The organism is uncultured Phyllobacterium sp., assembly GCF_902479695.1.
In the GTDB taxonomy this organism is placed as follows: Bacteria; Pseudomonadota; Alphaproteobacteria; order Rhizobiales; family Rhizobiaceae; genus Phyllobacterium; species Phyllobacterium calauticae.
The window spans coordinates 51,583-74,676 of record NZ_CABSQF010000004.1; the positions used below are offsets into that span (position 1 = coordinate 51,583).

General features: G+C 59.6%; 23 protein-coding genes. 13 read left to right on the top strand and 10 right to left on the bottom strand.

Annotated elements, in window-relative coordinates:
• Positions 1-333: 333 nt before the first annotated feature.
• On the bottom strand, positions 334-2,250 hold the full coding sequence (gene dnaK, locus RDL77_RS03815) for a molecular chaperone DnaK (protein WP_223613998.1): 1,917 nt from the start codon (positions 2,248-2,250) through the stop codon (positions 334-336).
• Between the two features lie 226 nt (positions 2,251-2,476).
• Between dnaK and RDL77_RS03820 the strand changes: the two genes are divergently transcribed.
• The gene (locus RDL77_RS03820; RefSeq protein WP_223613997.1) at positions 2,477-3,637 is read left to right on the top strand and encodes a zinc metalloprotease HtpX; all 1,161 of its coding nucleotides are present in this window, start codon (positions 2,477-2,479) and stop codon (positions 3,635-3,637) included.
• Between the two features lies 1 nt (position 3,638).
• Here the strand turns inward: RDL77_RS03820 and RDL77_RS03825 are convergent, their stop codons facing one another.
• Together RDL77_RS03825 and RDL77_RS03830 are read right to left on the bottom strand one after the other, a co-directional pair.
• On the bottom strand, positions 3,639-4,628 hold the full coding sequence (locus RDL77_RS03825) for a Gfo/Idh/MocA family protein (protein WP_288191859.1): 990 nt from the start codon (positions 4,626-4,628) through the stop codon (positions 3,639-3,641).
• Positions 4,629-4,696: 68 nt separating this feature from the next.
• Positions 4,697-5,581, bottom strand: a complete 885-nt coding sequence (locus RDL77_RS03830; protein ID WP_288191860.1) for a LysR family transcriptional regulator — start codon at positions 5,579-5,581, stop codon at positions 4,697-4,699.
• A gap of 98 nt (positions 5,582-5,679) precedes the next feature.
• Between RDL77_RS03830 and RDL77_RS03835 the strand changes: the two genes are divergently transcribed.
• Entirely contained in the window at positions 5,680-6,672 is a 993-nt protein-coding gene (locus RDL77_RS03835; protein ID WP_288191861.1) for an aldo/keto reductase, read from the top strand.
• Between the two features lie 24 nt (positions 6,673-6,696).
• Here the strand turns inward: RDL77_RS03835 and RDL77_RS03840 are convergent, their stop codons facing one another.
• A complete protein-coding gene (locus tag RDL77_RS03840; protein ID WP_288191862.1) occupies positions 6,697-7,482 on the bottom strand; it encodes a helix-turn-helix domain-containing protein in 786 nt (261 codons plus the stop codon).
• Between the two features lie 123 nt (positions 7,483-7,605).
• On the opposite strand from RDL77_RS03840, the gene RDL77_RS03845 reads away from it, so the two are divergent.
• Entirely contained in the window at positions 7,606-8,004 is a 399-nt protein-coding gene (locus RDL77_RS03845) for a hypothetical protein (protein ID WP_288191863.1), read from the top strand.
• 203 nt (positions 8,005-8,207) lie between these two features.
• Positions 8,208-9,020, top strand: coding sequence for an aspartyl/asparaginyl beta-hydroxylase domain-containing protein (locus tag RDL77_RS03850; RefSeq protein WP_223613991.1), 813 nt, complete (start codon positions 8,208-8,210; stop codon positions 9,018-9,020).
• A 93-nt stretch (positions 9,021-9,113) separates the two neighbouring features.
• Here RDL77_RS03850 and pheT read toward each other — a convergent pair whose 3' ends face one another.
• The 6 genes from pheT to infC all read right to left on the bottom strand — a co-directional run bounded on the left by pheT (position 9,114) and on the right by infC (position 14,904).
• Positions 9,114-11,528: a phenylalanine--tRNA ligase subunit beta gene (gene pheT / locus RDL77_RS03855; RefSeq protein ID WP_288191864.1), complete on the bottom strand. Its 2,415-nt coding sequence runs from the start codon at positions 11,526-11,528 to the stop codon at positions 9,114-9,116.
• A gap of 95 nt (positions 11,529-11,623) precedes the next feature.
• Positions 11,624-12,706, bottom strand: a complete 1,083-nt coding sequence (gene pheS / locus RDL77_RS03860; RefSeq protein ID WP_288191865.1) for a phenylalanine--tRNA ligase subunit alpha — start codon at positions 12,704-12,706, stop codon at positions 11,624-11,626.
• 135 nt (positions 12,707-12,841) lie between these two features.
• Positions 12,842-13,243 carry a 50S ribosomal protein L20 gene (rplT, locus tag RDL77_RS03865; RefSeq protein ID WP_091879294.1) on the bottom strand — a complete coding sequence of 134 codons (402 nt, stop codon included), beginning with the start codon at positions 13,241-13,243 and terminating at the stop codon, positions 12,842-12,844.
• Between the two features lie 31 nt (positions 13,244-13,274).
• Complete coding sequence (gene rpmI / locus RDL77_RS03870) at positions 13,275-13,475, bottom strand: 50S ribosomal protein L35 (RefSeq protein ID WP_008127399.1); 201 nt, start codon at positions 13,473-13,475, stop codon at positions 13,275-13,277.
• Between the two features lie 193 nt (positions 13,476-13,668).
• Positions 13,669-14,292, bottom strand: coding sequence for an isoprenylcysteine carboxylmethyltransferase family protein (locus tag RDL77_RS03875; protein ID WP_223613988.1), 624 nt, complete (start codon positions 14,290-14,292; stop codon positions 13,669-13,671).
• Between the two features lie 75 nt (positions 14,293-14,367).
• Complete coding sequence (infC, locus tag RDL77_RS03880) at positions 14,368-14,904, bottom strand: translation initiation factor IF-3 (protein ID WP_105734100.1); 537 nt, start codon at positions 14,902-14,904, stop codon at positions 14,368-14,370.
• Positions 14,905-15,129: 225 nt separating this feature from the next.
• On the opposite strand from infC, the gene RDL77_RS03885 reads away from it, so the two are divergent.
• The 9 genes from RDL77_RS03885 to accD all read left to right on the top strand — a co-directional run bounded on the left by RDL77_RS03885 (position 15,130) and on the right by accD (position 23,065).
• On the top strand, positions 15,130-15,921 hold the full coding sequence (locus RDL77_RS03885) for a carboxylesterase (protein ID WP_288191868.1): 792 nt from the start codon (positions 15,130-15,132) through the stop codon (positions 15,919-15,921).
• A gap of 23 nt (positions 15,922-15,944) precedes the next feature.
• On the top strand, positions 15,945-17,090 hold the full coding sequence (locus tag RDL77_RS03890; protein ID WP_223613986.1) for a benzoate/H(+) symporter BenE family transporter: 1,146 nt from the start codon (positions 15,945-15,947) through the stop codon (positions 17,088-17,090).
• Positions 17,091-17,306: 216 nt separating this feature from the next.
• The gene (locus RDL77_RS03895) at positions 17,307-17,747 is read left to right on the top strand and encodes a DUF2852 domain-containing protein (RefSeq protein WP_223613985.1); all 441 of its coding nucleotides are present in this window, start codon (positions 17,307-17,309) and stop codon (positions 17,745-17,747) included.
• Positions 17,748-17,872: 125 nt separating this feature from the next.
• Positions 17,873-18,631: a M48 family metallopeptidase gene (locus RDL77_RS03900; RefSeq protein WP_288191869.1), complete on the top strand. Its 759-nt coding sequence runs from the start codon at positions 17,873-17,875 to the stop codon at positions 18,629-18,631.
• Positions 18,631-19,272, top strand: a complete 642-nt coding sequence (locus RDL77_RS03905) for a YdcF family protein (protein ID WP_288191870.1) — start codon at positions 18,631-18,633, stop codon at positions 19,270-19,272. The genes RDL77_RS03900 and RDL77_RS03905 overlap by 1 nt, the downstream gene beginning before the upstream one ends.
• Before the next feature lie 64 nt (positions 19,273-19,336).
• Complete coding sequence (locus RDL77_RS03910) at positions 19,337-19,996, top strand: phosphoribosylanthranilate isomerase (RefSeq protein ID WP_223613982.1); 660 nt, start codon at positions 19,337-19,339, stop codon at positions 19,994-19,996.
• A 71-nt stretch (positions 19,997-20,067) separates the two neighbouring features.
• Positions 20,068-21,264: a tryptophan synthase subunit beta gene (trpB, locus tag RDL77_RS03915; protein WP_226904695.1), complete on the top strand. Its 1,197-nt coding sequence runs from the start codon at positions 20,068-20,070 to the stop codon at positions 21,262-21,264.
• Between the two features lie 2 nt (positions 21,265-21,266).
• Positions 21,267-22,106, top strand: coding sequence for a tryptophan synthase subunit alpha (trpA, locus tag RDL77_RS03920; RefSeq protein ID WP_223613980.1), 840 nt, complete (start codon positions 21,267-21,269; stop codon positions 22,104-22,106).
• A 41-nt stretch (positions 22,107-22,147) separates the two neighbouring features.
• Positions 22,148-23,065 (top strand): acetyl-CoA carboxylase, carboxyltransferase subunit beta, encoded by a 918-nt coding sequence (accD, locus tag RDL77_RS03925; RefSeq protein WP_223613979.1) that lies wholly within the window; start codon positions 22,148-22,150, stop codon positions 23,063-23,065.
• The last annotated feature ends 29 nt before the right edge of the window (positions 23,066-23,094 follow it).

A 23,094-nucleotide genomic window follows, 5' to 3' on the forward strand; every position in this document is an offset into this window, starting at 1 on the left:
CTGCCCGTTCCCTCGCGAGGAATAGAGGCAGAGAGGTGAAACCTCCCCGGCCCGACAGGTTTTCCTCCCCGCGAGGCCGAAGCGCCGATCCTTTCCCGACTTTCGAAAGTTTCCGGAAGCATTCCCGCCGGAAAGGACACGTTGAGAATAACGTGGGTTGGGAGCTGTTGGATAAGTTGGTGTGATTTTTTCCGATGAAGACCTGGCTGAGCTGTGGTGCGTGGTTCGACAGGCACACCATGCGACTTTGCCTTGCAGGCACGACATTGCCGCTAGCACAAACAAAAAGCCCGGCATTTCTGCCGGGCTTTTCATCACATTGTGTGCTGCGGATTATGCAGACTTCTTCTTGCCGTTTTCGTCGATTTCCTCGAAATCGGCGTCGACAACATCCTCGTGGCCCTTGGCCGCGGCTTCGGTCTTTTCACCTTCGCCTTCGGCAGCCTGAGCTGCTTCATACATGGCCTGGCCGAGCTTCATCGAGACTTCGGCGAGGGTCTGTGTCTTGGCCTTGATGGCTTCGGCGTCATCCCCTTCGGCCGCAGTCTTCAATTCGGCCAGAGCCGTTTCGATTGCCTGCTTGTCCTCGGCCGAAACCTTGTCGCCGTAATCCTTCAGCGACTTTTCCGTCGAATGGATCAGGGCTTCCGCCTGGTTCTTTGACTCGACCGCCTCGCGGCGCTTCTTGTCCGCCTCGGCATTGGCTTCGGCGTCCTTGACCATCTTTTCGATATCGGCATCGGAAAGACCGCCGGATGCCTGGATGCGGATCTGGTGTTCCTTGCCCGTACCCTTGTCCTTGGCCGAAACGTTGACGATACCGTTGGCATCGATGTCGAAACCGACTTCGATCTGCGGAACGCCGCGCGGTGCCGGCGGAATGCCCACGAGGTCGAACTGGCCAAGCGCCTTGTTGTCGGCAGCCATTTCACGCTCGCCCTGGAAGACGCGGATCGTCACGGCGGACTGGTTGTCCTCGGCCGTGGAGAAGGTCTGCGACTTCTTCGTCGGGATCGTCGTGTTGCGGTCGATCAGACGGGTGAACACGCCGCCGAGTGTTTCGATGCCGAGGGACAACGGTGTAACGTCGAGCAGGAGGACGTCCTTGACGTCGCCCTGCAGAACGCCGGCCTGAATGGCTGCGCCCATGGCGACAACTTCATCAGGGTTCACGCCCTTGTGGGGTTCCTTGCCGAAGAAGGCCTTCACGACTTCCTGGATCTTCGGCATACGGGTCATGCCGCCGACGAGAACCACTTCATCGATTTCACCGGCCTTCAGGCCCGCATCCTTGAGCGCTGCCTTGCAGGGCTCGACAGTACGCTGGACCAGATCGTCAACCAGGCTCTCGAACTTGGCGCGCGACAGCTTCATGGTCAGGTGCTTCGGACCAGAGGCATCGGCCGTGATGAATGGCAGGTTGATTTCGGTCTGCTGGGCCGACGACAGTTCGATCTTGGCCTTTTCCGCAGCTTCCTTGAGGCGCTGCAGGGCAAGCTTGTCGTTCTTCAGGTCGATGCCCTGTTCCTTCTTGAACTCGGCCGCAAAATATTCGACCAGGCGCATGTCGAAGTCTTCACCGCCAAGGAACGTATCGCCATTGGTCGACTTCACTTCGAAAACGCCGTCGCCGATTTCCAGAACGGAAACGTCGAACGTGCCGCCGCCCAGATCGTAGACGGCAATAGTCTTGCCTTCCTTCTTGTCGAGGCCATAGGCCAGGGCAGCTGCGGTCGGCTCGTTGATGATGCGCAGGACTTCCAGACCGGCGATCTTGCCGGCATCCTTGGTGGCCTGACGCTGGGCATCGTTGAAGTAGGCAGGAACGGTGATGACGGCCTTCTCGACCTTTTCACCGAGATAGGCTTCCGCCGTTTCCTTCATCTTCTGCAGAATCATCGCGGAAATCTGCGAAGGCGAATATTTCTGGTTGTGAACTTCCACCCATGCGTCGCCATTGTCGCCTTTGACAATGTGGTAGGGCACAAGCTTCTTGTCCTTTTCAACGGTCGGATCGTCAAAACGGCGTCCGATCAGACGCTTGACCGCAAAGACAGTTCCTTCCGGATTGGTGACAGCCTGGCGCTTGGCCGGCTGGCCAGCAAGGCGCTCATCGCTATCCGTGAAAGCGATGATCGAAGGCGTCGTGCGCGCACCTTCCGCATTTTCAATGACCTTCGCGTTCTTTCCGTCCATGACGGAGACGCAGGAATTGGTCGTACCCAAATCGATACCGATAACTTTAGCCATTATACTTCTCTCCATTCAGCAGGCTGCCGGGACCTCTGCCGAGCATTCCATTCAGCAGCCCCTAGGGGGGTTAAACAATACAAGACGACCACAGCGAGCCGAACTTGCGTGTTGTGGGCTATATAAGAAGGCTGAAATTACCATGCAAGTCAGAAGCTGCGGCATTTACACGCCTAATTGCCTTAAAAGACTCGGCAAACCGGCTTTTTAGCGCCATATATCGCCTATGACCGATGATGCACTCCACTTCAACCTTCCCGAACACCGGCGCAGCCAGCTGATCAATACGCTGCATACATGGCTGCTTCTTGCCGGAAGCCTGGCATTGCTCGTCGTCTGCGCTTTTACGCTGGCGGGGCCCGTCGGCATTATCTACGCCTTTGTTTTCGGCGCAATAAGCCTTGTCGCCATACGGCGCATCAGTCCTCAGATGGTACTCAAAATGTATAAAGCAAGGGCTGTAACGCGCGCTGAGTTCCCGCAAGGGCTTGCCATCGTCGAGGAACTATCCCGCCGGGCCGGCCTGCCGCGCCCGCCCGAACTCCACGTCATCCCTTCCCGGATGATGAATGCCTTTGCGGTCGGCCGGAAAGACAATTCCGTGGTCGCGGTGACGGACCAGCTGATTCGGGTGCTGACGGCGCGCGAACTCACCGGCGTGCTGGCGCATGAAATCAGCCATATCCGCAATGAGGACCTGAAGGTCATGGCACTGGCCGACACGGTGTCGCGCTTCACCTCGCTGATGTCGACGATCGGCATGGTATCGCTGCTCTTCAACATCACATTCCTGGCCAGCGGCGCGCATGCGCAGGTGCCGTGGCTGGGTGTCCTCGTGCTTTTGGTTGCACCGACCATCGGCGGCCTGCTGCAGATGGCGTTGTCGCGCACCCGGGAGTTCGATGCCGATCTCGGTGCATCCCTGCTGACGGGCGACCCGGACGGGCTGGCCCAGGCCCTGACGAAACTGGAAAAGGCCCAGGGCAGGCTGTGGGAAAATCTCATCCTGCCGGGCGGACGCATTCCCGATCCGTCGATCCTGCGCACGCATCCGTTGACGGAGACCCGCGTGGCGCGACTGAAGGCCCTGAAGGATGCATCGGGCGTGGTTGCCCGCGGCGAAGCACTGCCGGACGACATCCTCGCGACGCTCATGGTCAAGCCGCAGGACCGGATCCGCACGCGCCCTTCACCGGTTCCGCAGATCGGCCGCCAGCACGGGCGCTGGAATTCCAGCAATCTGGAAATCCTGTCGCTGCTCAACACCCAGTCCGGCAGGCCGGTGGTATCCGGCCCGGAAGCCGAGTGCGAAGCCTGCCCGCGAAGCCTCAATACCCCGGATGGCGACCCGCACGTGCATGTGGCACGCGGCGGCGTGTATTGGTGAACTAGGAAACTGCTTCCCAATTGCCGGTTTCCCCGGCGCGATAGATCGCATCGATCAGCTTCTGGTTGAGCACCGAGCTTTCCAACGAAAACACGGCCGCGTCTTCGCCCTTCGCGGCGCGGGCAAAGGCCTCGATCTGCAGACGATAATGGTTCACGTCGCCGAAACTCCATTCGGTGGCACCCGTGTGGGTCTTGTCATGCAGCGTGACGCGGGCATGGTCATACTTGCCGGTGTTGAACGGTCCATGCACCTCGATAAACCCTTCATCGCCGTGGAAGACCATGGACTGGCGCGCGGCAAGCTGTGTGGCAACATAGAAGGACAGCTCGAAACCATCGAAATCGGCGCGCACGCTGGCATAGCAGTCCGTGCCGAAATCCGCATCGCGCTCGACATTGGCCGAAACCCTGACGGGCTCCTTGCCGGTGACGAAACGGGTGACAACCGTTGGATAGACACCGATATCCGGCAGCGCGCCGCCGCCGAGCGACAGCTGGTTGCGCATATTGCCCGCATCCCTGTTGAAATAGCTGAAGGCACCCTGCACCTGGCGCAGCCGGCCGATGGCACCGCCGGCGATCAGATCACGCACCTTCAACCATTGCGGATGATAGGTCACCATGAACGCTTCGGCGATGAGCACGCCATGGGTGTCGCGGGCACGCTGCAAGGCTGCGATTTCGCTGGCATGCAGCGAAATCGGCTTTTCGCACAGCACATGCTTGCCCGCTTCGGCGGCTTTCAACGACCACTCCACATGCTGCGAGGTGGGAAGCGGTATGTAGACGCCGTCAATATCGGCTGATGCCAGCATGGCCTCATAGGAGCCGAAAGCATGCGGCGCGCCGAATCGCCCGGCGACGGCCCGCGCTTTCAAGAGGTCGCGGCTGGCGATACCCGACAGGACGGAGTTCTCCGCATCGCATATGGCGGGGATGACCGCCGTGACCCCGATTTTCGCTGTCGACAGAACACCCCAACGGAACATGATGACTTCTCCTCTTTGTCGTGGTGCAACCTAGACAAGCCCAATCGGAATGGAAAGCAGCGCCAGGCTCAGACTTTGAAAAAATCGATGAAGGCACGCAGGGCCGGGCGCATCTGGCGGCGACTCGGATAATAGAGATAGACCCCGGGGAACGGGGCACACCAGTCATCGAGCACACGGAGCAAACGCCCGTCGGCAATGGCTTCCGGCGCCATATGTTCCAGCAGGAAGGCCACGCCGGCGCCGTCCAGCGCTGCCTGGATGACCAGCCGGTCGTCGCCGAGAATCAGCGGGCCGTTCACGTCGATGACGATTTCCTCGCCATCCTTCTCGAACTCCCAGCGATAGACCTGCCCGCTGGCAAAACGGCGGCGGATACAGAGATGACCGGCAAGATCATCCGGGTGCAGCGGTATCGGGTGCCTGTCAAAGTAGTCCGGCGCTGCAACGATGTTCGCCCGGATCGGATCGCTCATGCGCACCGCAATCATGTCCGGTTCCAGACTCTCACCCAGCCGCATGCCCGCATCAACGCCAGCCGCAACGATATCATTGAACGGCTCTTCGACGCGCAGCTCAAGCGTGACACCGGGATAGGCCGCGGCGAATGCAGCGATGCGCGGGGCCAGCAGCCTGTGGGCGGCAAAGGGCGGAACACTCAGCCGCAGGGTTCCCGCGATGCGGTTGTTGGCTTCCTTGGCCGCATCGAGCGCCAGGTCGATTTCCGCCAGGGCCGGACGCAGCCGCTTGAGCAGCAGCGCACCTTCTTCCGTCACCGCAACGCTGCGCGTGGTGCGGGCGAGAAGACGGACGCCAAGGTTCTGTTCCAGGGTTGAAATGGCGTGGCTGACGGCTGATGGCGCTATGCCCAGTTCCCTGGCGGCATCCCGGAAGCCGCCACAGGCTGCAACAGTGGCAAATACGGACAGTTGAGGCAGGTACGATCGATCCATTGATCTATTATATAGAACAACCTGTGAAATAATAAGGGAATTATAGAACACTGATCCGCAATCTAGGTTTCCGTCATCACAGCAAAAGGAGATCGGTGATGGAAAAGCGCAAACTCGGGGAACTCGATGTATCGGCCGTGGGTCTCGGCTGCATGGGCATGAGCTTTGCCTATGGCGGACAGGATGAGGCCGATGCCATCCGCACCCTGCATCGCGCTGTGGATGTCGGCGTGACCTTTTTCGACACAGCCGAAGTCTATGGCCCGTTCGACAATGAAATCCTTGTCGGCAAGGCATTTAAAGACTGCCGCGACAAGGTCGTGATTGCCACGAAATTCGGCTTCAAAATTTCCGATGAAGGGGTAGGCCTATCGCGCATGGTCGGCGTTAACAGCCACCCGGAACATGTGAAAGCCGTTGCGGAAGCGTCTCTCGGACGGCTCGGCATCGAGCAGATCGACCTGTTCTACCAGCACCGGGTTGACCCGACTGTTCCCATCGAGGACACGGTTGGCGCCATGGCCGAGCTGGTCCGGCAGGGCAAGGTAAAGGCGCTCGGCCTGTCCGAGGCCAGTGCCGCCACAATCCGCCGCGCCCACAAGGTGCACCCGATTGCCGCCGTGCAGAGTGAGTACTCGCTGTGGAGCCGCGAGCCGGAAGACGAGGTCTTTGCCGTCTGCCGCGAGCTTGGCATCGGCTTTGTCCCCTACAGCCCGCTCGGCCGTGGTCTCCTGACCGGCACGATCAGCAAGCCGGATGAATTGGGTGCCGATGACTGGCGCAAGACCCTGCCACGGTTCCAGGCTGACAATATGGACGCCAATGCAGCTCTGATCGCCACGTTGAAGGGCCTGGCCGCGGACAAAGGCATCACACCGGCACAGCTGGCGCTCGCCTGGGTGCTGCACCAGGGTGATTTCATCGTGCCGATTCCGGGTGCCCGCAAGATCAAGCACCTGGAGGAAAATGCGGCGGCGGCCGACGTCTCACTCTCGCCGGCGGACCTGAAAAAGATCGGCGATGCGCTCTCACCCACGCGGGTTGCGGGCAACCGCTATTCGGATGCAGCGCTGGCTCTCGTCAACGGCTGATACCGGCAACGGGGCGCTGCGCCATCAGCGCCCCGCACTTTCGGCAATGGCCCGCGTTGCGTCATCCGCCGGAAAATACTGCTCGATGAATATGCCCTCGGTCAGCACCTCCTGCGCCGAGCCGAATGCCGTCAGCGTGGTGATCCAGCTGGTAACGGCATCGCCAAGATGCAGCTGCACGGTTATAACCGGCGGCGGGTTGCGCTCGCTCTGATCATTGCGCAACAGCGCTGATATTTCCGGATCGGTTTCATATTGTGCGACGCGCCGCGCCAGCGCGCTGCGTGGACCGTAAAGCCTGGCTTCGTTGCGGGCTCGCTTCAGGAACAGCAGGGCGACATCCGGCCAATTGGCGATGGACCGGCGCACGGGACCCGGCTCGAGCACCAGCGCCAGAATATTGACACCCGGCCCAATCGGAATGCCCAGCGCTTCGGCCAAGCCCATGAAGCCAACATTCGCAACGAGAATGTCGTGATCCGCATTGAAGGCCACCGCCGGCCACGGCGCATGCCGCTCGAGGATCATGTGGAGCGTGTCGCGGATCAGTGGCGGCAGGCCGGCCATGCCTTCGCGTTCCGCCGAGAGGTAGCGCGGCGCAAAACCGGCCGCACCGAACAGCTCATTCTGGATCTTGAACGGCAGCTCGAGCGCTTCGCAGATGCGGATGATCATGCCCTCCGACGGCCTTGCCCGTCCGGTTTCGAGAAACGACAGATGTCGCGACGAGATGCCGGCTTCCAGCGCCAGATCCATCTGGCTCATGTGCCGGTGCGAACGCCATTGTTTCAGATGATCGCCGAATTCCATCACCGCTCCTGATTCCCGCCAGACTGGCGCGGATACTTTGCAATATCCATTACTCCAGAGGTAATTGTTTCGATTACCTTATGCCGGCATTCTCCGTTCATCAACACAACGAAGGAGAATGACATGACCAAAATCACCTTGAAAGACGGGTTGACGATCAACGCAGTCCTCACCGGCATCACCGGGCTCGGCCTTGCACTGTTTGCCGAACTGGCGGCAGAATATCTCATCCCCGGCGCGCCGGTCTGGCTGATCGCAGCACTGGGTATCGCGCTCGTGCTGTTTGCCGCCGATGTCGCCCTGATCGCCCGATGGAAAGCCCAATCAAAACCATTGGTCGGTTTCGTTTTCATCGCCGACCTCGCGTGGGTCATAGGCGTTCCGGCGATTCTTGTGGGGATGCCATCCGCCTTTACCACCCTCGGCATCGCCGCCAGTCTGGCCGTCACGGCCGTGGTTGCCTGCTTTGCCCTGATCGAATGGCGGGGGCTCAAAACGATGGGAGCGGCAAAAGCGATCTAGCGCCCGGCTTTTGTTGACACCAGAATTCAGATTATAGAGCCTCGCGCTTGACAGACGGTACGGTGTGAGGCCTATTTCACGCCGTTGCCGGGGCCGAAGACCGCCGGGGCAACGCTGCAATGTGCATGCAATTTATTTGTTCTAACACGCCAAACCACCCCTGTTCGCTCATCGATGGTCAGGCCTTCTGAAGCTGGAATACAATGGAAAAAGCAACAAAAAAGTCGATCAGACGCTGGGCTGTCGGTTTGGTTCTCCTGGCAATTCTTGCCTATTTCGTTCCCTATCTCGTGATCTTCTACCTGATCTGCGGCATCTATGACCTGTCGCGCAACAAGAATATCGACCTGCAGATGGTCGAACAGTATTTCTGGGGCAACGGCCTGTTCACCTGGATCCTGTCACCGCTGAACATCGTTCTCGACATCCTGTCGCTGCCCTATATCAACAAGGGTGTCTACAAGCTGGAAGACCTGCCATCCGACTATCAGGCGGAGGTCAAGCGCCTGATCACCGCGACGCAGAAGGAAGACCTGGTCGGCAAGCTGCAGTCCCGCGCGGAACAGCAGGCCCGCAGCATGTTCTTCTTCAAATGGTATGGCAAAGACCAGCCCAGCTTCGTCAGCGTGCCGTCCTTCTACGAAAAATATAATTTCGTGAAGACTATCGGCGTGTCGGTGTTCAACAAGAAGAACTCGACGTCAAAACATTTTGGCCCGATCCGCGCCACCATCCGTGTCCTCTACAACATCAACGACATGAACGACCGCACGGCCTATATCTGGTGCGGCGACACGACGAGCTACTGGAAGGACGACAAGCTGTTCATTTTCGATGACACGCTGATGCACCAGTCCGTCAACCAGACCGACCAGACGCGTTATTGCCTGTTCGTCGACATTCTCCGCCCGTCCCATCTGCCCGGCCTTTATGCCGCCATCGTCTCGTTCATGGGCCTGATCCTCAAGGGCAGCAATTCGATCTTCTACAAGAACTGGAAAGTCATCCAGAAATAGGATTGCGATTTATATCAAATAAAAAGGGGCGCTGAGCGCCCCTTTTTTGTTGGTGGGTTTTTGGTTGCATGACCATTGTGCGTGGTTCGGTCTTTACCCGCGCAACACAGCGCCGGTCTGCTTGCCAACACTCTCAACAATCCGCCTGGTCAGCGCATCGAGATCCTCGTCATTGAGCGTGCGCTCCTGCGGCTGGATCGCAACTTCGATGGCAACGGATTTCTTGTCGGCACCCAGCGAAGGGCCTTCGAACAGATCGAACACCTGAACGCCCGTGATCAGCTTCTTGTCGCCGGCCAGCGCCGCACGAACGATCGAAGCCGCATCCACCGCCTTGTCGACGACGAATGCAAAATCACGCCGTACGGTCTGGAAATCCGACAGTGTCAGCGGCGGCTTGGTGCGTGTCGCCTTCTGCTTCGGCTCGGGGATCGCATCGATGTAGATTTCGAACCCGCACAGCGCCCCCGATACATCGAGCGTTTCCAGCGTCTTCGGGTGGAACTCGCCGAATGTGCCCAGAATGACCTTCGGGCCGAGCTTGATCGTGCCGGAACGACCGGGATGATACCAGGCCGGACCGCCACTCTCGATCTGCAGCTTGTCGACGGGCGCACCGCAGGCTTCAAGCACGGCAAGGGCATCAGCCTTGGCATCGAACACGCCGACCGGCGCGGCATTTCCGGCCCAGTGGCGGCCGGAACCGTCCAGCTTGGCCGTACCGCGGCGCACGCCGGCAGCAACGCGGCGCTGGGTTTCCGGCGTATTGCCTTCATAGGTGCCAGACACCTCGAACAGGGCAAGATCATTGAAGCCACGATCCGCATTGCGCTGCGCCGCAGCCAGCAGGCTTGGCAAGAGCGAAGGGCGCATATCCGACATATCGGCGGCAATCGGATTGGCGAGCTTGAGCGACGGCTGGCCGCCGCCGAACAGTTTTGCCTGTTCTTCCGAAATGAACGACCAGGTGACGGCTTCCATCATCCCGCGCGAGGCCAGCGCCCGCTTGGCGTTGCGGGTGCGGATCTGCAGGGTGGTCAGGATCTTGCCGTTGACCGCCGCATGGCTTTGCAGCGGCTGCGGATCGATACGGTTGACGCCATGGATACGCATGACTTCTTCCACCAGATCGGCCTTGCCGTCGACATCCGGACGCCAGGACGGAACCAGCACATCCACCACGTCGCCCGTGCCTTGCGGCTGGAAGCCGAGACGGCTGAGAATGTCGAGGCTTGTCTTGACCGGCACATCGATACCGGTGAGGCGTTTGACCTCCGCTGCCGGGAATGTCACCGACTTCGGCGTGTGGCCCTTATAGCCGACGACCTGGGTTTCGGAAGGCGCACCCCCGCACAGGTCAAGGATCATATGGGTGGCAAGCTCGAGGCCCGGCACCATGAATTCCGGATCGACACCGCGCTCGAACCGGTAACGCGCATCGGTGATAATACCGAGATTGCGGCCGGTGCGCGCAATGGTCATGGCATCCCAAAGGGCGGACTCAACAACGACATTCGTCGTGTTCTCATCGCAGCCGGAATGTTCACCGCCAAGGACACCGGCAAGCGACTCGACACCGTCCGCGTCGGCAATCACGCCGATTTCAGGGTTCAGCGTGTATTCCTTGCCATTGAGACCAAGGATCGTCTCGCCTTCCCGCGCCCAGCGCACGGTGAGGTTGCCCTTGACCTTGTCGGCGTCGAACACATGCAGCGGACGGCCGCGATCGAACGTCATGTAGTTGGTGATATCGACCAGCGCATTGATCGGACGCAGGCCGATGGCCATCAGGCGCTGCTGCAGCCATTTCGGACTTGGTCCGTTCTTCACGCCCTTGACCGTGCGCAGGGCGAAACCTTCACACATCGGCGCGCGGTCGCCGAAATCCAGCGACACGCTGACGGACGGGCTACCCGCGCCTTTCACCGGCTCGACGGCATTGCTTTTCAGCGCGCCGAGCCCGGCGGCGGCCAGATCCCGGGCAACGCCGTAAATGCTGGTGCAGTCGGGACGGTTCGGTGTCAGGTTGATCTCGATGACCGGGTCATCCAGCCCGGCATAGGCCGCAAAACTGGTGCCGACAGGGGCGTCAGCCGGCAGATCGATAATGCCGTTGTGCTCGTCCGACATCTGCAGCTCGCGCTCGGAGCACATCATGCCGTGGCTTTCGACGCCGCGAATCTTGCCGACCGAAAGGGTAACATCAATACCGGGGACGTAGGCACCCGGCGCTGCGAACGCGCCGATCAGACCGGCACGGGCATTGGGGGCACCGCAGACGACCTGCAACGGCTTGCCGTCGCCGGTATCGACGGTGAGCACCTGCAGCTTGTCCGCATCCGGATGGCGCGAAGCAGTCAGCACCCTGGCGATGACAAAGGGCTTCAGTGCCGCCTTGTCATCCAGCGATTCCACTTCAAGACCGATCATGGTCAAGGTATCGACGATCTCGCCGAGCGAAGCCTCGGTCTTGAGATGATCTTTGAGCCAGGAGAGGGTGAATTTCATGATTTCACTCGTTTCTCGATTTCAGCGTTTGAGGGTTTCGACAAGGCGAAACCGCTCGCATAAAAGTTCCATGTCAGGCGAAAAGCCGTACCCGATCATGCGCTCAGGCCGCCAAACAGGGTCGGCATGTCGAGCGGGCGGAAGCCGTAATGCTGCAACCAGCGCACATCGGCATCGAAGAAGTCGCGCAGGTCCGGCATGCCATATTTGAGCATGGCGATGCGATCGATGCCCATGCCCCAGGCAAAGCCCTGATACTCGTCGGGATCAAGCCCGCCATGGCGCAGGACATTCGGGTGAACCATGCCGCAGCCGAGGATTTCCATCCAGTCCGTGCCCTGGCCGAACTTGACCTCGTTGCCCGACCGGTCGCACTGGATATCGACTTCCAGCGACGGCTCGGTGAACGGGAAGAAGGACGGGCGGAAGCGCATCTGCAGGGACGGTACCTCGAAGAACGCTTTGCAGAATTCTTCCAGCACCCACTTCATGTTGGCGACATTGGCCGTCTTGTCGATGACCAGCCCCTCGACCTGATGGAACATCGGCGAGTGGGTGGCATCGGAATCCATGCGGTAGGTCTTGCCGGGGATGACGATGCGGATCGGCGGCTTCTGCTTTTCCATGGTGCGGATCTGCACCGGGCTCGTATGGGTGCGCAGGAGCTTGCGCTCGCCATTCTCATCCGGATTGAAGAAAAACGTGTCGTGCATCTCCCGCGCCGGGTGGCCTTCGGGAAAATTCAGCGCCGTGAAATTGTAATAATCGGTCTCGACGTCCGGGCCTTCGGCAATTGAAAAACCCATATCGGCGAAAATCGCCGTGATTTCATCAACGACCTGACTGATCGGATGGATGCGCCCGCGCTCGGCCGGCGCGGTGCGCACGGGCAAAGTGACATCCAGCTTTTCCTTTTCGAGGCGCTCGGCAATCGCCGCATCCTTCAGCGTGCTTTTGCGGCTGGCCAGCGCATCGGTGACGCGGTTCTTCAGACCGTTGATGGCCGGTCCCTGCGTCTGGCGCTCTTCCGGCAACATGGACCCCAGCGATTTCAGCTTTTCCGAAATCGAGCCCTTTTTGCCAAGCGCAGCAACACGGACAGCCTCGATGGCCGCTTCGTCATTCGCTGCCTCAATCTGCGCGACCAGCGCGCTTTCCAGTTGTACCAGATCGTCCATGCTTCTCACCTGTTTCGCGTCTTGAGCGATTATGCGATCAATTCAATGCAGAAAATTGAAAAACCCGCGCCAGCCGAGCCAGCGCGGGTTTCCCAAGTCTATAATTCCGAATGTGCTTTGGGAGCGGCGGCTGGCTTAGTGGACAGCGCCTTCAAAAGCATTCGGTGTGGTGTTCTTCAGGTATTCCAGTGCCTTCTTGGCGGAAGCCACGAGTGCACCGAATGCTGCTGGCTCGTGGATCGCGAGATCCGACAGAACCTTGCGGTCAACCTCGATACCGGACTTGCTCAGACCGTCGATGAAACGGCTGTATGTCAGGCCATGCTCACGCACGGCAGCATTGATACGCTGAGTCCAGAGCGCGCGGAACGTGCGCTTCTTGTTCTTGCGGTCGCGGTAGGCGTACTGCTTCGAACGATCGACGGCAGCCTTTGCAGTCTTGATGGTATTCTTGCGGCGGCCGCGGAAACCCTCAGCCTGCTTCAGAACTTTTTTATGCTTGGCGTGGGACGTAACGCCCCGTTTGACACGTGCCATGATATGATCTCCTTAAAACGTCGCTGTCGGCTTAAAGGCCGTTGGGCAAGAACTTCTTCACGATTTTCGCATCGGCATCGGCGAGAACCATTGTGCCACGTGCGTCACGAATGAATTTGTTCGAACGTTTGATCATGCCATGGCGTTTGCCAGCGGCGGCGGCTTTAATCTTGCCAGTCCCAGTGATTTTGAACCGTTTCTTGGCGGCCGATTTGGTCTTCATTTTGGGCATTTTGCTACTCCTATTTCTAGGGTTCCCGTCACTCCGATGGAGCCTGAACCCTTCTGATTTCACTTCAGACCGACCAAAGTCTGAAAGCATGCAAAACCGCCACGGCATGCCCTGCCGGGCGGTTTGAACGCGGCCTTATACCCAGAAGCCGGAAAAAGCGCAACTGCTGAATCGTCTTCGATTCCGCAAAAAATCAGTAAAACCGAAAGAAGACGGGCAGAATATTGACCGATTGCAGATATTCGGCAAACTCAAGCAGGGGGTAGGAAATGAAAAAGACCAGCCCGTCCGCCAGCGTCTTGTACAGCATCGAAGACTTGACGCTCAGAACATCCGATTCCCGGTACAGCCTGAGATTGGGGAAGAACCGCGGTACTTCGCGTTTATAGGCAAGGTATGTCTCGCCGAAAACGGTCTCCAGATAACCTTCCTCGGCGATAATGACAAAATGGAAGGCGATATAGCAAAGCACCGCCAGTATCAGGGCGACGGTCAGGCTGCCCGTCATCATGCCAATACCGAAAGCCCCCACGGTGCTGAACACGTAAAGCGGGTTGCGGCTCATCGAATAAGGCCCCAGATGGACGATTTCGGAACTCTTGCGCCCGCCGATGTAGAGCGTGCACCACATGCGGCCAAGGATTGCCAGAACAATCACACCGATGCCGAAATCCTCGATATATTCGTGGGTCCAGTTATCGGCCCAGGCGGAGCGAACAGTCAACAAAGCGCCGAGAATCAGAAAAATGACGACTGCCAGCACAATTCGGCGGCGCCGCTGAAACCGGGCCATGTCCTTTGGAGATGTGAGCGCCATGTCAGCCCTTAAATCCGGATCGTTCAAGACAAAAGCCGCCCGAAGGCGGCCTTGGTCTCAAACTGTCGTTCAGCTTTAGCGTGGCGCCAGCACCATCATCATCTGGCGGCCTTCCAATCTTGGCTCGGCCTCAACTTTGGAAATATCGACCGTATCTTCCTTGACCCGGTCAAGCAGCCGCATTCCGAGTTCCTGGTGCGCCATTTCGCGACCACGGAAACGCAATGTCACCTTGACCTTGTCACCTTCGTCGAAGAATCGCTTGATAGCCTTCATCTTCACATCATAATCATGCGTGTCGATGTTCGGTCGCATCTTGATTTCTTTGATTTCGACTGTTTTCTGCTTCTTGCGCGCCTCGGCAGCCTTCTTCTGTCCCTGGTACTTCAGTTTCCCGAGGTCAACAATCTTGCACACCGGCGGCTCGGCATTCGGCACGATCTCGACGAGATCGAGTCCGGCCTCATCGGCCATGGCCAGCGCGGCCTGAATCGTGACGATACCGTGGTTTTCACCTTCGGCATCGATGAGCTGTACCTGGGGTACCCGGATATCGCGGTTGGAACGCGGTCCATCTTTCTGGACCACCTGTGCTCTAAAGGGTCGGCGAATGGCAGTAGTCTCCTTGAATTATTTCGGTCCCGCAAATAGCACCGTCAGGGCCCGCCTGCAATGCTTTGTCTGCAGCGGTTAGCTCAATAACATCTTTTCACGGATAAATCATCTGGTTCAGATATAGGAATATTCGCATTCTATACAATGTGGTTTCCAGTTGAATGGGTTTCATCATCGAATTTTGCATGGCAAAAGCAAGCGGCACATCCTGGAGACTGACACATGACGGCTCACCCGCCGGTATTCCTCACCCTCAACGACATCGAGATCGCCGTGCGCTACCGCGAGGGCGCTGAGCCCGGCATCGTCTGGCTCGGCGGTTACCGTTCGGACATGCTCGGCAGCAAGGCGGAATGGCTGGATCGATGGGCTGAAGCCAACGGCCATGCATTCCTGCGCCACGATTACTCCGCCCACGGCGAGTCGGGCGGTGCGTTTCGAGACGGCACGATTTCGCTCTGGCTCGAACAGAGCCTTGCGGTCTTCAAAAAGTTTTCGTCGGGGCCGCAAATCCTCGTCGGTTCATCCATGGGCGGGTGGATCGCCCTGCGCATGATCGAAGAACTGCAAAAGGCCGGTGAACACAGCCGCGTTGCCGGGCTGGTCCTGATTGCGCCCGCACCGGACTTCACGTCCGAGCTGGTCGAACCCCAATTGACGCCGGACCAGCGCCGCCAGCTTGCCGAGCGGGGTTATATGGAAGAACCATCCGAATACGCTCCCGAACCCTATATCTACACCAAGGCGCTGCTGGACGATGGCAGAGCCAATCAGGTGCTCAAGGGGGTGATCCGGACCGGCTGCCCCGTGCACATCCTGCAGGGGATGGAGGACAGGGATGTTCCCTACACCCATGCCCTGCGGCTGGTTGATCACTTGCCGGTTGACGACGTGACGATTACGCTGGTGCGCGATGGCGATCACCGCCTGTCACGCCCGCAGGATCTGGAGCTTCTCACCCGCACCGTGGCTTCGATGGTTGACCGCTCGAAAATCCGCCTGCCCATTCTGTAAATCCTCCCAACAGGTTTCGTCCCATGCGCTCCTCCGTGATTGCTTCTGCCGTCGTTGCCGCCATTGTCGGGTTTGGCGGCACGCTCGCGCTGATCATCGCGGCGGCACAGGCGCTTGGCGCGACACAGGCGCAGACGGCAAGCTGGGTGACGGCGCTTTGCCTTGCCATGTTCATTGCCACGGGTTTTCTCAGCTGGCGTTACAAAATGCCAATCATCACGGCATGGTCGACGCCGGGACTGGCCCTGATCGGGGCCAGCACGGGCTTTACCATGCAGCAGGGTGTCGGCGCCTTCATCGTCACGGCCATCGCCATCATCATCACAGGACTGGTCAAGCCGGTTTCCGGCCTGGTTTCCAAAATCCCGGCATCGATTGCCTCCGGCATGCTGGCGGGCGTCCTGTTCGCCTTCCTCATCGGCGCGGCGCGAACAATCCCCGTCGATCCGCTCTTCGTCCTGCCATTGGTGCTTCTCTTCTTCGTCATCCGCCTGTTCAATCCGGCCATGGCAGTCCTCGCCGTGCTGTTCGGCGGCATTCTCTTCGCCTTCCTCAGCGGCCGTGTTGCCAGTGTACCGGATATCAGCCTCTCCACACTCACCCTCATCATGCCGGTCTTCGACACACGGGCGATCATCGGTATTGCGCTGCCGCTTTACCTCGTCACCATGGCGTCGCAGAATCTGCCCGGTTTTGCCGTGCTTCGTGCCGCCGGTTACGAGCCGCCGACGGCGGCGGCATTGCAGGTAACAGGGCTCCTTTCGCTGCTGACGGCCCCCTTCGGCGCACATACGAGCAACATGGCCGCCATCTCAGCGGCGATCTGCACCGGGCCGGATGCCCATCCGGATCCGGCGCAGCGCTGGCTGACCGGGCCGTTCTACGCGCTGTCCTACCTGATACTGGCCATCTTCGGGGCCTCGCTGGTGGCGCTGTTTGCCGTTCTGCCGGCACCCCTGATCGCACTGGTCGCCGGTCTCGCCCTGATCGGCGCCTTTGCCAATGCGTTGACGATTGCGTTGAAGAATGAGACCGAGCGGCTTGCCGCCGTCGTCACCTTTGCCGTGACCGCATCGGGCATTTCCATTGCCGGAATCGGCGCTGCCTTCTGGGCGCTGGTGGCGGGCCTGCTTGTCGTTGCCTTCGATCACGCAAAGAAACATATCTGATTCCAAACCCTTACCGCATTCGAGCCCGGCATTTCTTGAAAAGCCGCAATCCGTCTCCCATGTCGTAATCAATCGACCAATACTGCGCCGTGCGCCCTTCAGGGCGCATAAAGGACGCAGTATAACTTTTGGATTGGCAGATGATCCTTGTCCAAAAACCATTCCGGTTTTTGGGGTCATGTGCGGGTCGGGCTTTCGTGAGAAGGAAGAGCTTTTATGAACAATGCTGCTTTGATCCGGCCGGGCTGGACCCCAGCAACCATCGCCCTGATGGTTATTGGTTTCATGCTGTTCTGGCCGCTTGGTTTCGCCATGCTCGCTTACATCCTTTGGGGTAACCGGCTGGATGGTTTCAAGCGCGACGTCAGCCGCGCTACCGATGGCTTCTGCGGCGCATTCCGTCGCGGCAAAGGTCCGTCCTTCGGACGCGGTTCGTTCGGCACAGGCAATGTCGCCTTCGACGAATGGCGCGAAAAGGAACTGGAGCGCCTGGCCGAGGAACGCCGCAAGCTCGAAGAGATGCGCGCCGCGTTCGAGGACTACGCGCATGAACTGCGCCGTGCCAAGGACCGGGAAGAGTTTGACCGCTTCATGGCTGAACGCAATGCCGCGGCAAAAAAGCCGTCTTCGGGCGTCAACGACGCCGAAGAGGAATAACACCATCCTGCGGACGGTTCCCTCCAGTCCTGTCCGCATTTCCCCAGCGAAGCGGCGTCGGAGCGATCCGGCGCCGCCTCTGTTTTGTCTCACGGCTTTCACCCGAATCAATTAAAGTCCCGCCCATGATCCTTTCGCTGTTCCGAAGCCCGCCGAAAAAATCCGCGACGCTGAAAGCCGAGCGGAGCTACGAGGTTGCGGGCCGTGTCCTGCCGTTGCGCGTGATGGAAAACCCGCGTGCGACGCGTCTCACCCTGCGTATCGATGCGGGCGGCAAGGGTTTGCGGATCACCGTGCCGCCGGGGATGCCAGCGCGCGAAGTCGACAAATTCCTGGCGCGTCACGAGGGCTGGATCGAGACCCGCATTGCCAAGATGCCGGACCAGCCCAAAGTGCGGCCCGGGGTCAAGATTCCGATCCGCGGCGTCCCGCATCTCATCGTGCATGAACCCGACAAGCGCGGAACCGTGCGGCAGGAAAACGGCGCGGAGGGCCCGCGACTGATCGTCCATGGCGACCGGCCGCATCTGGCGCGCCGGGTCGGTGACTTCCTCAAGCGGGAAGCACGGCATGATCTGGACATGCTGGTGGCGCGGCACACCGCAACGGTCGGACGGCGGGCCAAGATTATCCGCCTCAAGGATACCAAAAGCCGCTGGGGCTCCTGCACCTCGGACGGCACCCTCGCCTTTTCCTGGCGCATCATGATGGCGCCGCCACCGATCATCGACTATCTCGTGGCGCATGAAGTTGCCCATCTGAAAGAGATGAACCACGGACCAAAATTCTGGAAACTTTGCGGCGAGCTCTGCCCCGACACGGAACGCTGCAAAGCCTGGTTGAAACGCAACGGCAGCGCCCTTCAGGCGATTGATTTCAGCTGATGCCGGAACCAGTCACGCCTGCCATAGAAGCGGCAGCCCGAATCCTCTGGAATTTCCATCTCGTCTATGACCCGCTGAGCCCGGCCGATCTGATCATCGGCCTCGGCAGCTACGACCTGCGCGTGGCCGACCGTTGCGCCGACCTGTGGCATCAGGGGCTGGCCGCCAAAATCCTGTTTACCGGCAAGGCCGGCAACTGGACCAACCACCTCTACACAACAAGCGAGGCGGAAGCATTTGCCGCGCGCGCCATTGGCGCTGGCGTCCCGGCCGACGCGATTCTGATTGAACCGAACGCGACCAATATCGGCGAGAATATCCGGTTTGCGCGGGAAATGGCTGGTGATACGGTCAAGCGCGCCATCATCGTCACCAAACCGCAGACGCAGCGCCGGGCCTTCGCGACGGTGCGCGCGCAATGGCCGGAGATAAACGCCGCGGTGACGGCACCATTGCACAGCTTTCAGGATCAACCGCTCACGACCTATCCGCTCGACCGGCTGATCCATGAGATGGTTGGCGACGTCAAGCGCATCGTCGACTATCCGGCCAAAGGCTTTCAGATTGCGCAATCGGTCCCTCCGGCTGTCGCAGATGCGTTCGATTTCCTTGTCAAAGCGGGCTATGACCACCACCTTTAGTATCGAAGGATAAACCGCGCAAAATCCTCGACTCTTGCGCGTTTTCGTGGCACTGGCACCGGTTATGAGCCTTGATATCAAAATATGCGGATTAAAGACCGACGAAGCCGTTGCGGCAGCGCTGGATGAAGGCGCGTCGCATATCGGTTTTATCTTTTTCCCCAAAAGCCCGCGCAATGTCGATGCGCAGACCGCCGGCCGCCTGCGCCGCGCCGCAGTCGGTCGGGCGAAGGCCGTTGCTGTCACTGTAAATGCAGACGACGCAACGCTTGATGCGATTGTTGCCGAGATGCAGCCCGACACGCTGCAGCTGCATGGCGACGAAAGTCCGGCCCGTGTCAGCGCCGTGAAGCAGCGCTACGGATTGCCTGTCATCAAAGCCCTGGCGCTGCGCGAACGCCGCGATCTTGACGCGATTGCCCCCTATATCGGCATTGCCGACGGCTTTCTCTTCGATGCCAAACCACCCAAGGGATCGGACCTTCCGGGAGGAAATGGCGTGTCTTTCGACTGGCAAATCCTCGGCGGCCTTGACGCCTCGGTCAATTACATGCTTTCCGGGGGCCTCAACGCCGGTAATATTGCCGAGGCGCTGGAAGCGACGAATGCGCGCGGTATCGATATTTCGTCCGGCGTCGAGTCCGCGCCGGGTGTAAAAGATGTTAGCCTGATCAGAGAATTTTTCCGGGTTGCGCGCGCCGCCAAAAGCGCTGACGTGGCCTGAACAAACGGAGCGGAACGGTGGACAAGGCGGTTGAACCCAATTCATTCAAGACAGGTCCTGACGAAGAGGGCATGTTCGGTATTTTCGGCGGGCGTTTCGTTGCTGAAACCCTGATGCCGCTGATCCTTGAATTGCAGCAGGCCTATGACGACGCCAAGAATGATCCGGCCTTCAAGGCCGAGCTGCGTGAATTGTCCACCAACTACGCCGGGCGCCCGTCAAAACTCTACTATGCCGAAGGTTTGACCAGGCATGTCCGCCAGCTGGCCAAGGACAAGGGTCTTGATGGCGGCGCGAAAATCTACTTCAAGCGCGAAGACCTCAACCATACCGGCAGTCACAAGATCAACAATTGCCTTGGCCAGATCCTGCTTGCCAAGCGCATGGGCAAGACCCGCATCATCGCAGAAACCGGTGCCGGCCAGCACGGCGTTGCCTCAGCGACGGTCTCGGCCCGGTTTGGTTTTCCCTGCGTCGTCTATATGGGCGCCACCGACGTCGAACGGCAGGCACCCAATGTTTTCCGCATGAAGCTGCTGGGGGCTGAAGTGAAGCCCGTCGCCTCCGGCCACGGCACGTTGAAGGATGCGATGAACGAGGCGCTGCGCGACTGGGTCTCGAATGTCGATGACACCTACTACCTCATCGGCACCGCTGCAGGCCCGCATCCCTATCCGGAACTGGTGCGCGATTTCCAGTCGGTGATCGGCGAGGAAGCACGCGCGCAGATCCTCGAGCGTGAAGGCCGCCTGCCCGATACGATCATTGCGGCCGTCGGCGGCGGTTCCAACGCCATCGGCCTGTTCCATCCCTTCCTTGACGACAAGAGCGTCGAAATCATCGGCGTTGAAGCCGGCGGCCGCGGCCTCGACGGCGAGGAGCATTGCGCCTCCATGAGTGCCGGCAGCCCGGGCGTGCTGCACGGCAACCGCACCTATCTGCTGCAGAACAAGGACGGCCAGATTCTCGACGGTCATTCGGTTTCCGCCGGTCTCGATTATCCGGGCGTCGGGCCGGAACATTCCTGGCTGCGCGATACCGGCCGGGTTTCCTATGTGCCGATCCTCGATGACGAGGCTCTCGATGCATTCCAGCTGACAACACGCGTCGAAGGCATCATTCCCGCGCTTGAATCGGCCCACGCCATTGCCCAGGCGGTGAAAATCGCGCCTGAAATGGCGCAGGACAAGATCATGATCGTCAACCTGTCGGGTCGCGGCGACAAGGATGTGCATACGGTGGGCAAACTCATGGGTATGGAGATTTAAGCATGGCGACCCGTATCGACAGAAAATTTGCCGCGTTGAAGGCGGAGGGGCGTCCGGCACTCGTGACCTATTTCATGGGCGGCGATCCGGATTATGAGACCTCGCTGAAGATCATGAAGGCACTGCCCGGTTCCGGTTCGGATATCATCGAGCTCGGCGTTCCCTTTTCCGATCCGATGGCCGACGGCCCGGCAATTCAGGCAGCTGGCCTGCGTGCCCTGAAAAAGGGCATGTCGCTGACAAAGACGCTCGCACTTGCCGCGAGCTTCCGCGAGAGCGACAACACCACGCCGATCGTGCTGATGGGGTACTACAATCCGATCTATATCTATGGTGTCGACCGCTTCCTCAGGGATGCCGTGGCCTCCGGTATCGATGGCCTGATCATCGTCGACCTGCCGCCGGAAATGGATGCGGAACTGTGCATTCCCGCCATCAAGGCCGGCATCAACTTCATCCGGCTGGCCACACCGACGACGGATGAGAAGCGTCTTCCCAAGGTGCTGCAGAACACATCCGGCTTTGTCTACTACGTCTCGATGAACGGCATCACCGGTTCTGCCCTGCCCGATACGAGCAGGGTGGCGGATGCGGTCAAGCGCATCAAGCAGCATACGGACCTGCCGGTTGTGGTCGGTTTCGGCGTCAAGACCGCCGAGCAGGCCAAGGTGATCGGCACCGCGGCGGATGGCGTTGTCGTTGGCACCGCAATCGTCAATGCCGTTGCCAATACAATCCGTCCGGATGGCTCGCTCGTGGCCGATCCGGCCGAAGCCGTCGCCACGATGGTGCAGGGACTTTCCAGCGGCGTGCGCGCCGTGCGCCTTGCAGCGGCGGAATAGAAGCCCTAAATCACAATACCGACGAGAGAACAGGACCGATCATGAACTGGATCACAAATTACGTCCGGCCGAAGATCAATTCGATGCTTGGTCGCCGCGAAATGCCCGAAAACCTTTGGATCAAGGATCCGGTTTCGGGCGAGATGGTCTTCCATACGGATCTGGAAAAGAACCAGTGGGTCGTGCCGTCTTCCGGCCACCACATGCGCATTCGTGCCAAGGACCGCCTGCGCTACTTTTTCGATGATGGCGCCTACGAATTGCTGGAACAGCCGAAAGTGGTCACAGATCCGCTGAAGTTCCGTGACGAAAAGCGCTATATCGACCGCCTGAAGGAACATCGCGCCAAGTCCGGCGTCGAAGACACGATCATCAACGCGCTGGGTACCATCGAAGGCCTGCCGATTGTGGCAACGGTTCAGGATTTCAGCTTCATCGGCGGATCGCTGGGCATGGCGGCAGGCGAAGCCATCATCAAGGCGTTTGAAACGGCAATCGCCCAGAAGCGGCCGCTCGTTCTGTTCGCTGCCTCCGGCGGCGCCCGCATGCAGGAAGGCATTCTTTCGCTGATGCAGCTGCCGCGCACCACCGTTGCGGTGGAAATGCTGAAGGAAGCAGGCCTGCCCTATATCGTGGTCCTCACCAACCCGACCACGGGCGGCGTCACCGCCTCCTACGCCATGCTGGGCGACATCCATATTGCCGAGCCGGGCGCGCTGATCGGCTTTGCCGGACAACGCGTCATCGAGCAGACCATCCGGGAAAAGCTGCCGGAAGGCTTCCAGACCGCCGAATACCTGAAAGCCCATGGCATGGTCGACATGGTCGTGCCGCGCACCGAACTCAAAGCCACCATTGCGCGTCTTTTGAAGATGCTCATGGGTGAAAAGGCAACCGAGGTTCCCGTTGCCAAACCGAATGGCGCGGCGCTGCCGGCAACGATTGAAGCCGAAGCTTGATTCACGTGATGGTTCTGGAGGCCTTTGCC

What these genes read in the sequence shown, in the direction of transcription:
- dnaK (WP_223613998.1), bottom strand. Translation starts at nt 2,250, where the DNA reads ATGGCTAAAGTTATCGGTATCGATTTGGGTACGACCAATTCCTGCGTC.
- RDL77_RS03820 (WP_223613997.1), top strand. Translation starts at nt 2,477, where the DNA reads ATGACCGATGATGCACTCCACTTCAACCTTCCCGAACACCGGCGCAGC.
- RDL77_RS03825 (WP_288191859.1), bottom strand. Translation starts at nt 4,628, where the DNA reads ATGTTCCGTTGGGGTGTTCTGTCGACAGCGAAAATCGGGGTCACGGCG.
- RDL77_RS03830 (WP_288191860.1), bottom strand. Translation starts at nt 5,581, where the DNA reads ATGGATCGATCGTACCTGCCTCAACTGTCCGTATTTGCCACTGTTGCA.
- RDL77_RS03835 (WP_288191861.1), top strand. Translation starts at nt 5,680, where the DNA reads ATGGAAAAGCGCAAACTCGGGGAACTCGATGTATCGGCCGTGGGTCTC.
- RDL77_RS03840 (WP_288191862.1), bottom strand. Translation starts at nt 7,482, where the DNA reads ATGGAATTCGGCGATCATCTGAAACAATGGCGTTCGCACCGGCACATG.
- RDL77_RS03845 (WP_288191863.1), top strand. Translation starts at nt 7,606, where the DNA reads ATGACCAAAATCACCTTGAAAGACGGGTTGACGATCAACGCAGTCCTC.
- RDL77_RS03850 (WP_223613991.1), top strand. Translation starts at nt 8,208, where the DNA reads ATGGAAAAAGCAACAAAAAAGTCGATCAGACGCTGGGCTGTCGGTTTG.
- pheT (WP_288191864.1), bottom strand. Translation starts at nt 11,528, where the DNA reads ATGAAATTCACCCTCTCCTGGCTCAAAGATCATCTCAAGACCGAGGCT.
- pheS (WP_288191865.1), bottom strand. Translation starts at nt 12,706, where the DNA reads ATGGACGATCTGGTACAACTGGAAAGCGCGCTGGTCGCGCAGATTGAG.
- rplT (WP_091879294.1), bottom strand. Translation starts at nt 13,243, where the DNA reads ATGGCACGTGTCAAACGGGGCGTTACGTCCCACGCCAAGCATAAAAAA.
- rpmI (WP_008127399.1), bottom strand. Translation starts at nt 13,475, where the DNA reads ATGCCCAAAATGAAGACCAAATCGGCCGCCAAGAAACGGTTCAAAATC.
- RDL77_RS03875 (WP_223613988.1), bottom strand. Translation starts at nt 14,292, where the DNA reads ATGGCGCTCACATCTCCAAAGGACATGGCCCGGTTTCAGCGGCGCCGC.
- RDL77_RS03885 (WP_288191868.1), top strand. Translation starts at nt 15,130, where the DNA reads ATGACGGCTCACCCGCCGGTATTCCTCACCCTCAACGACATCGAGATC.
- RDL77_RS03890 (WP_223613986.1), top strand. Translation starts at nt 15,945, where the DNA reads ATGCGCTCCTCCGTGATTGCTTCTGCCGTCGTTGCCGCCATTGTCGGG.
- RDL77_RS03895 (WP_223613985.1), top strand. Translation starts at nt 17,307, where the DNA reads ATGAACAATGCTGCTTTGATCCGGCCGGGCTGGACCCCAGCAACCATC.
- RDL77_RS03900 (WP_288191869.1), top strand. Translation starts at nt 17,873, where the DNA reads ATGATCCTTTCGCTGTTCCGAAGCCCGCCGAAAAAATCCGCGACGCTG.
- RDL77_RS03905 (WP_288191870.1), top strand. Translation starts at nt 18,631, where the DNA reads ATGCCGGAACCAGTCACGCCTGCCATAGAAGCGGCAGCCCGAATCCTC.
- RDL77_RS03910 (WP_223613982.1), top strand. Translation starts at nt 19,337, where the DNA reads ATGAGCCTTGATATCAAAATATGCGGATTAAAGACCGACGAAGCCGTT.
- trpB (WP_226904695.1), top strand. Translation starts at nt 20,068, where the DNA reads ATGTTCGGTATTTTCGGCGGGCGTTTCGTTGCTGAAACCCTGATGCCG.
- trpA (WP_223613980.1), top strand. Translation starts at nt 21,267, where the DNA reads ATGGCGACCCGTATCGACAGAAAATTTGCCGCGTTGAAGGCGGAGGGG.
- accD (WP_223613979.1), top strand. Translation starts at nt 22,148, where the DNA reads ATGAACTGGATCACAAATTACGTCCGGCCGAAGATCAATTCGATGCTT.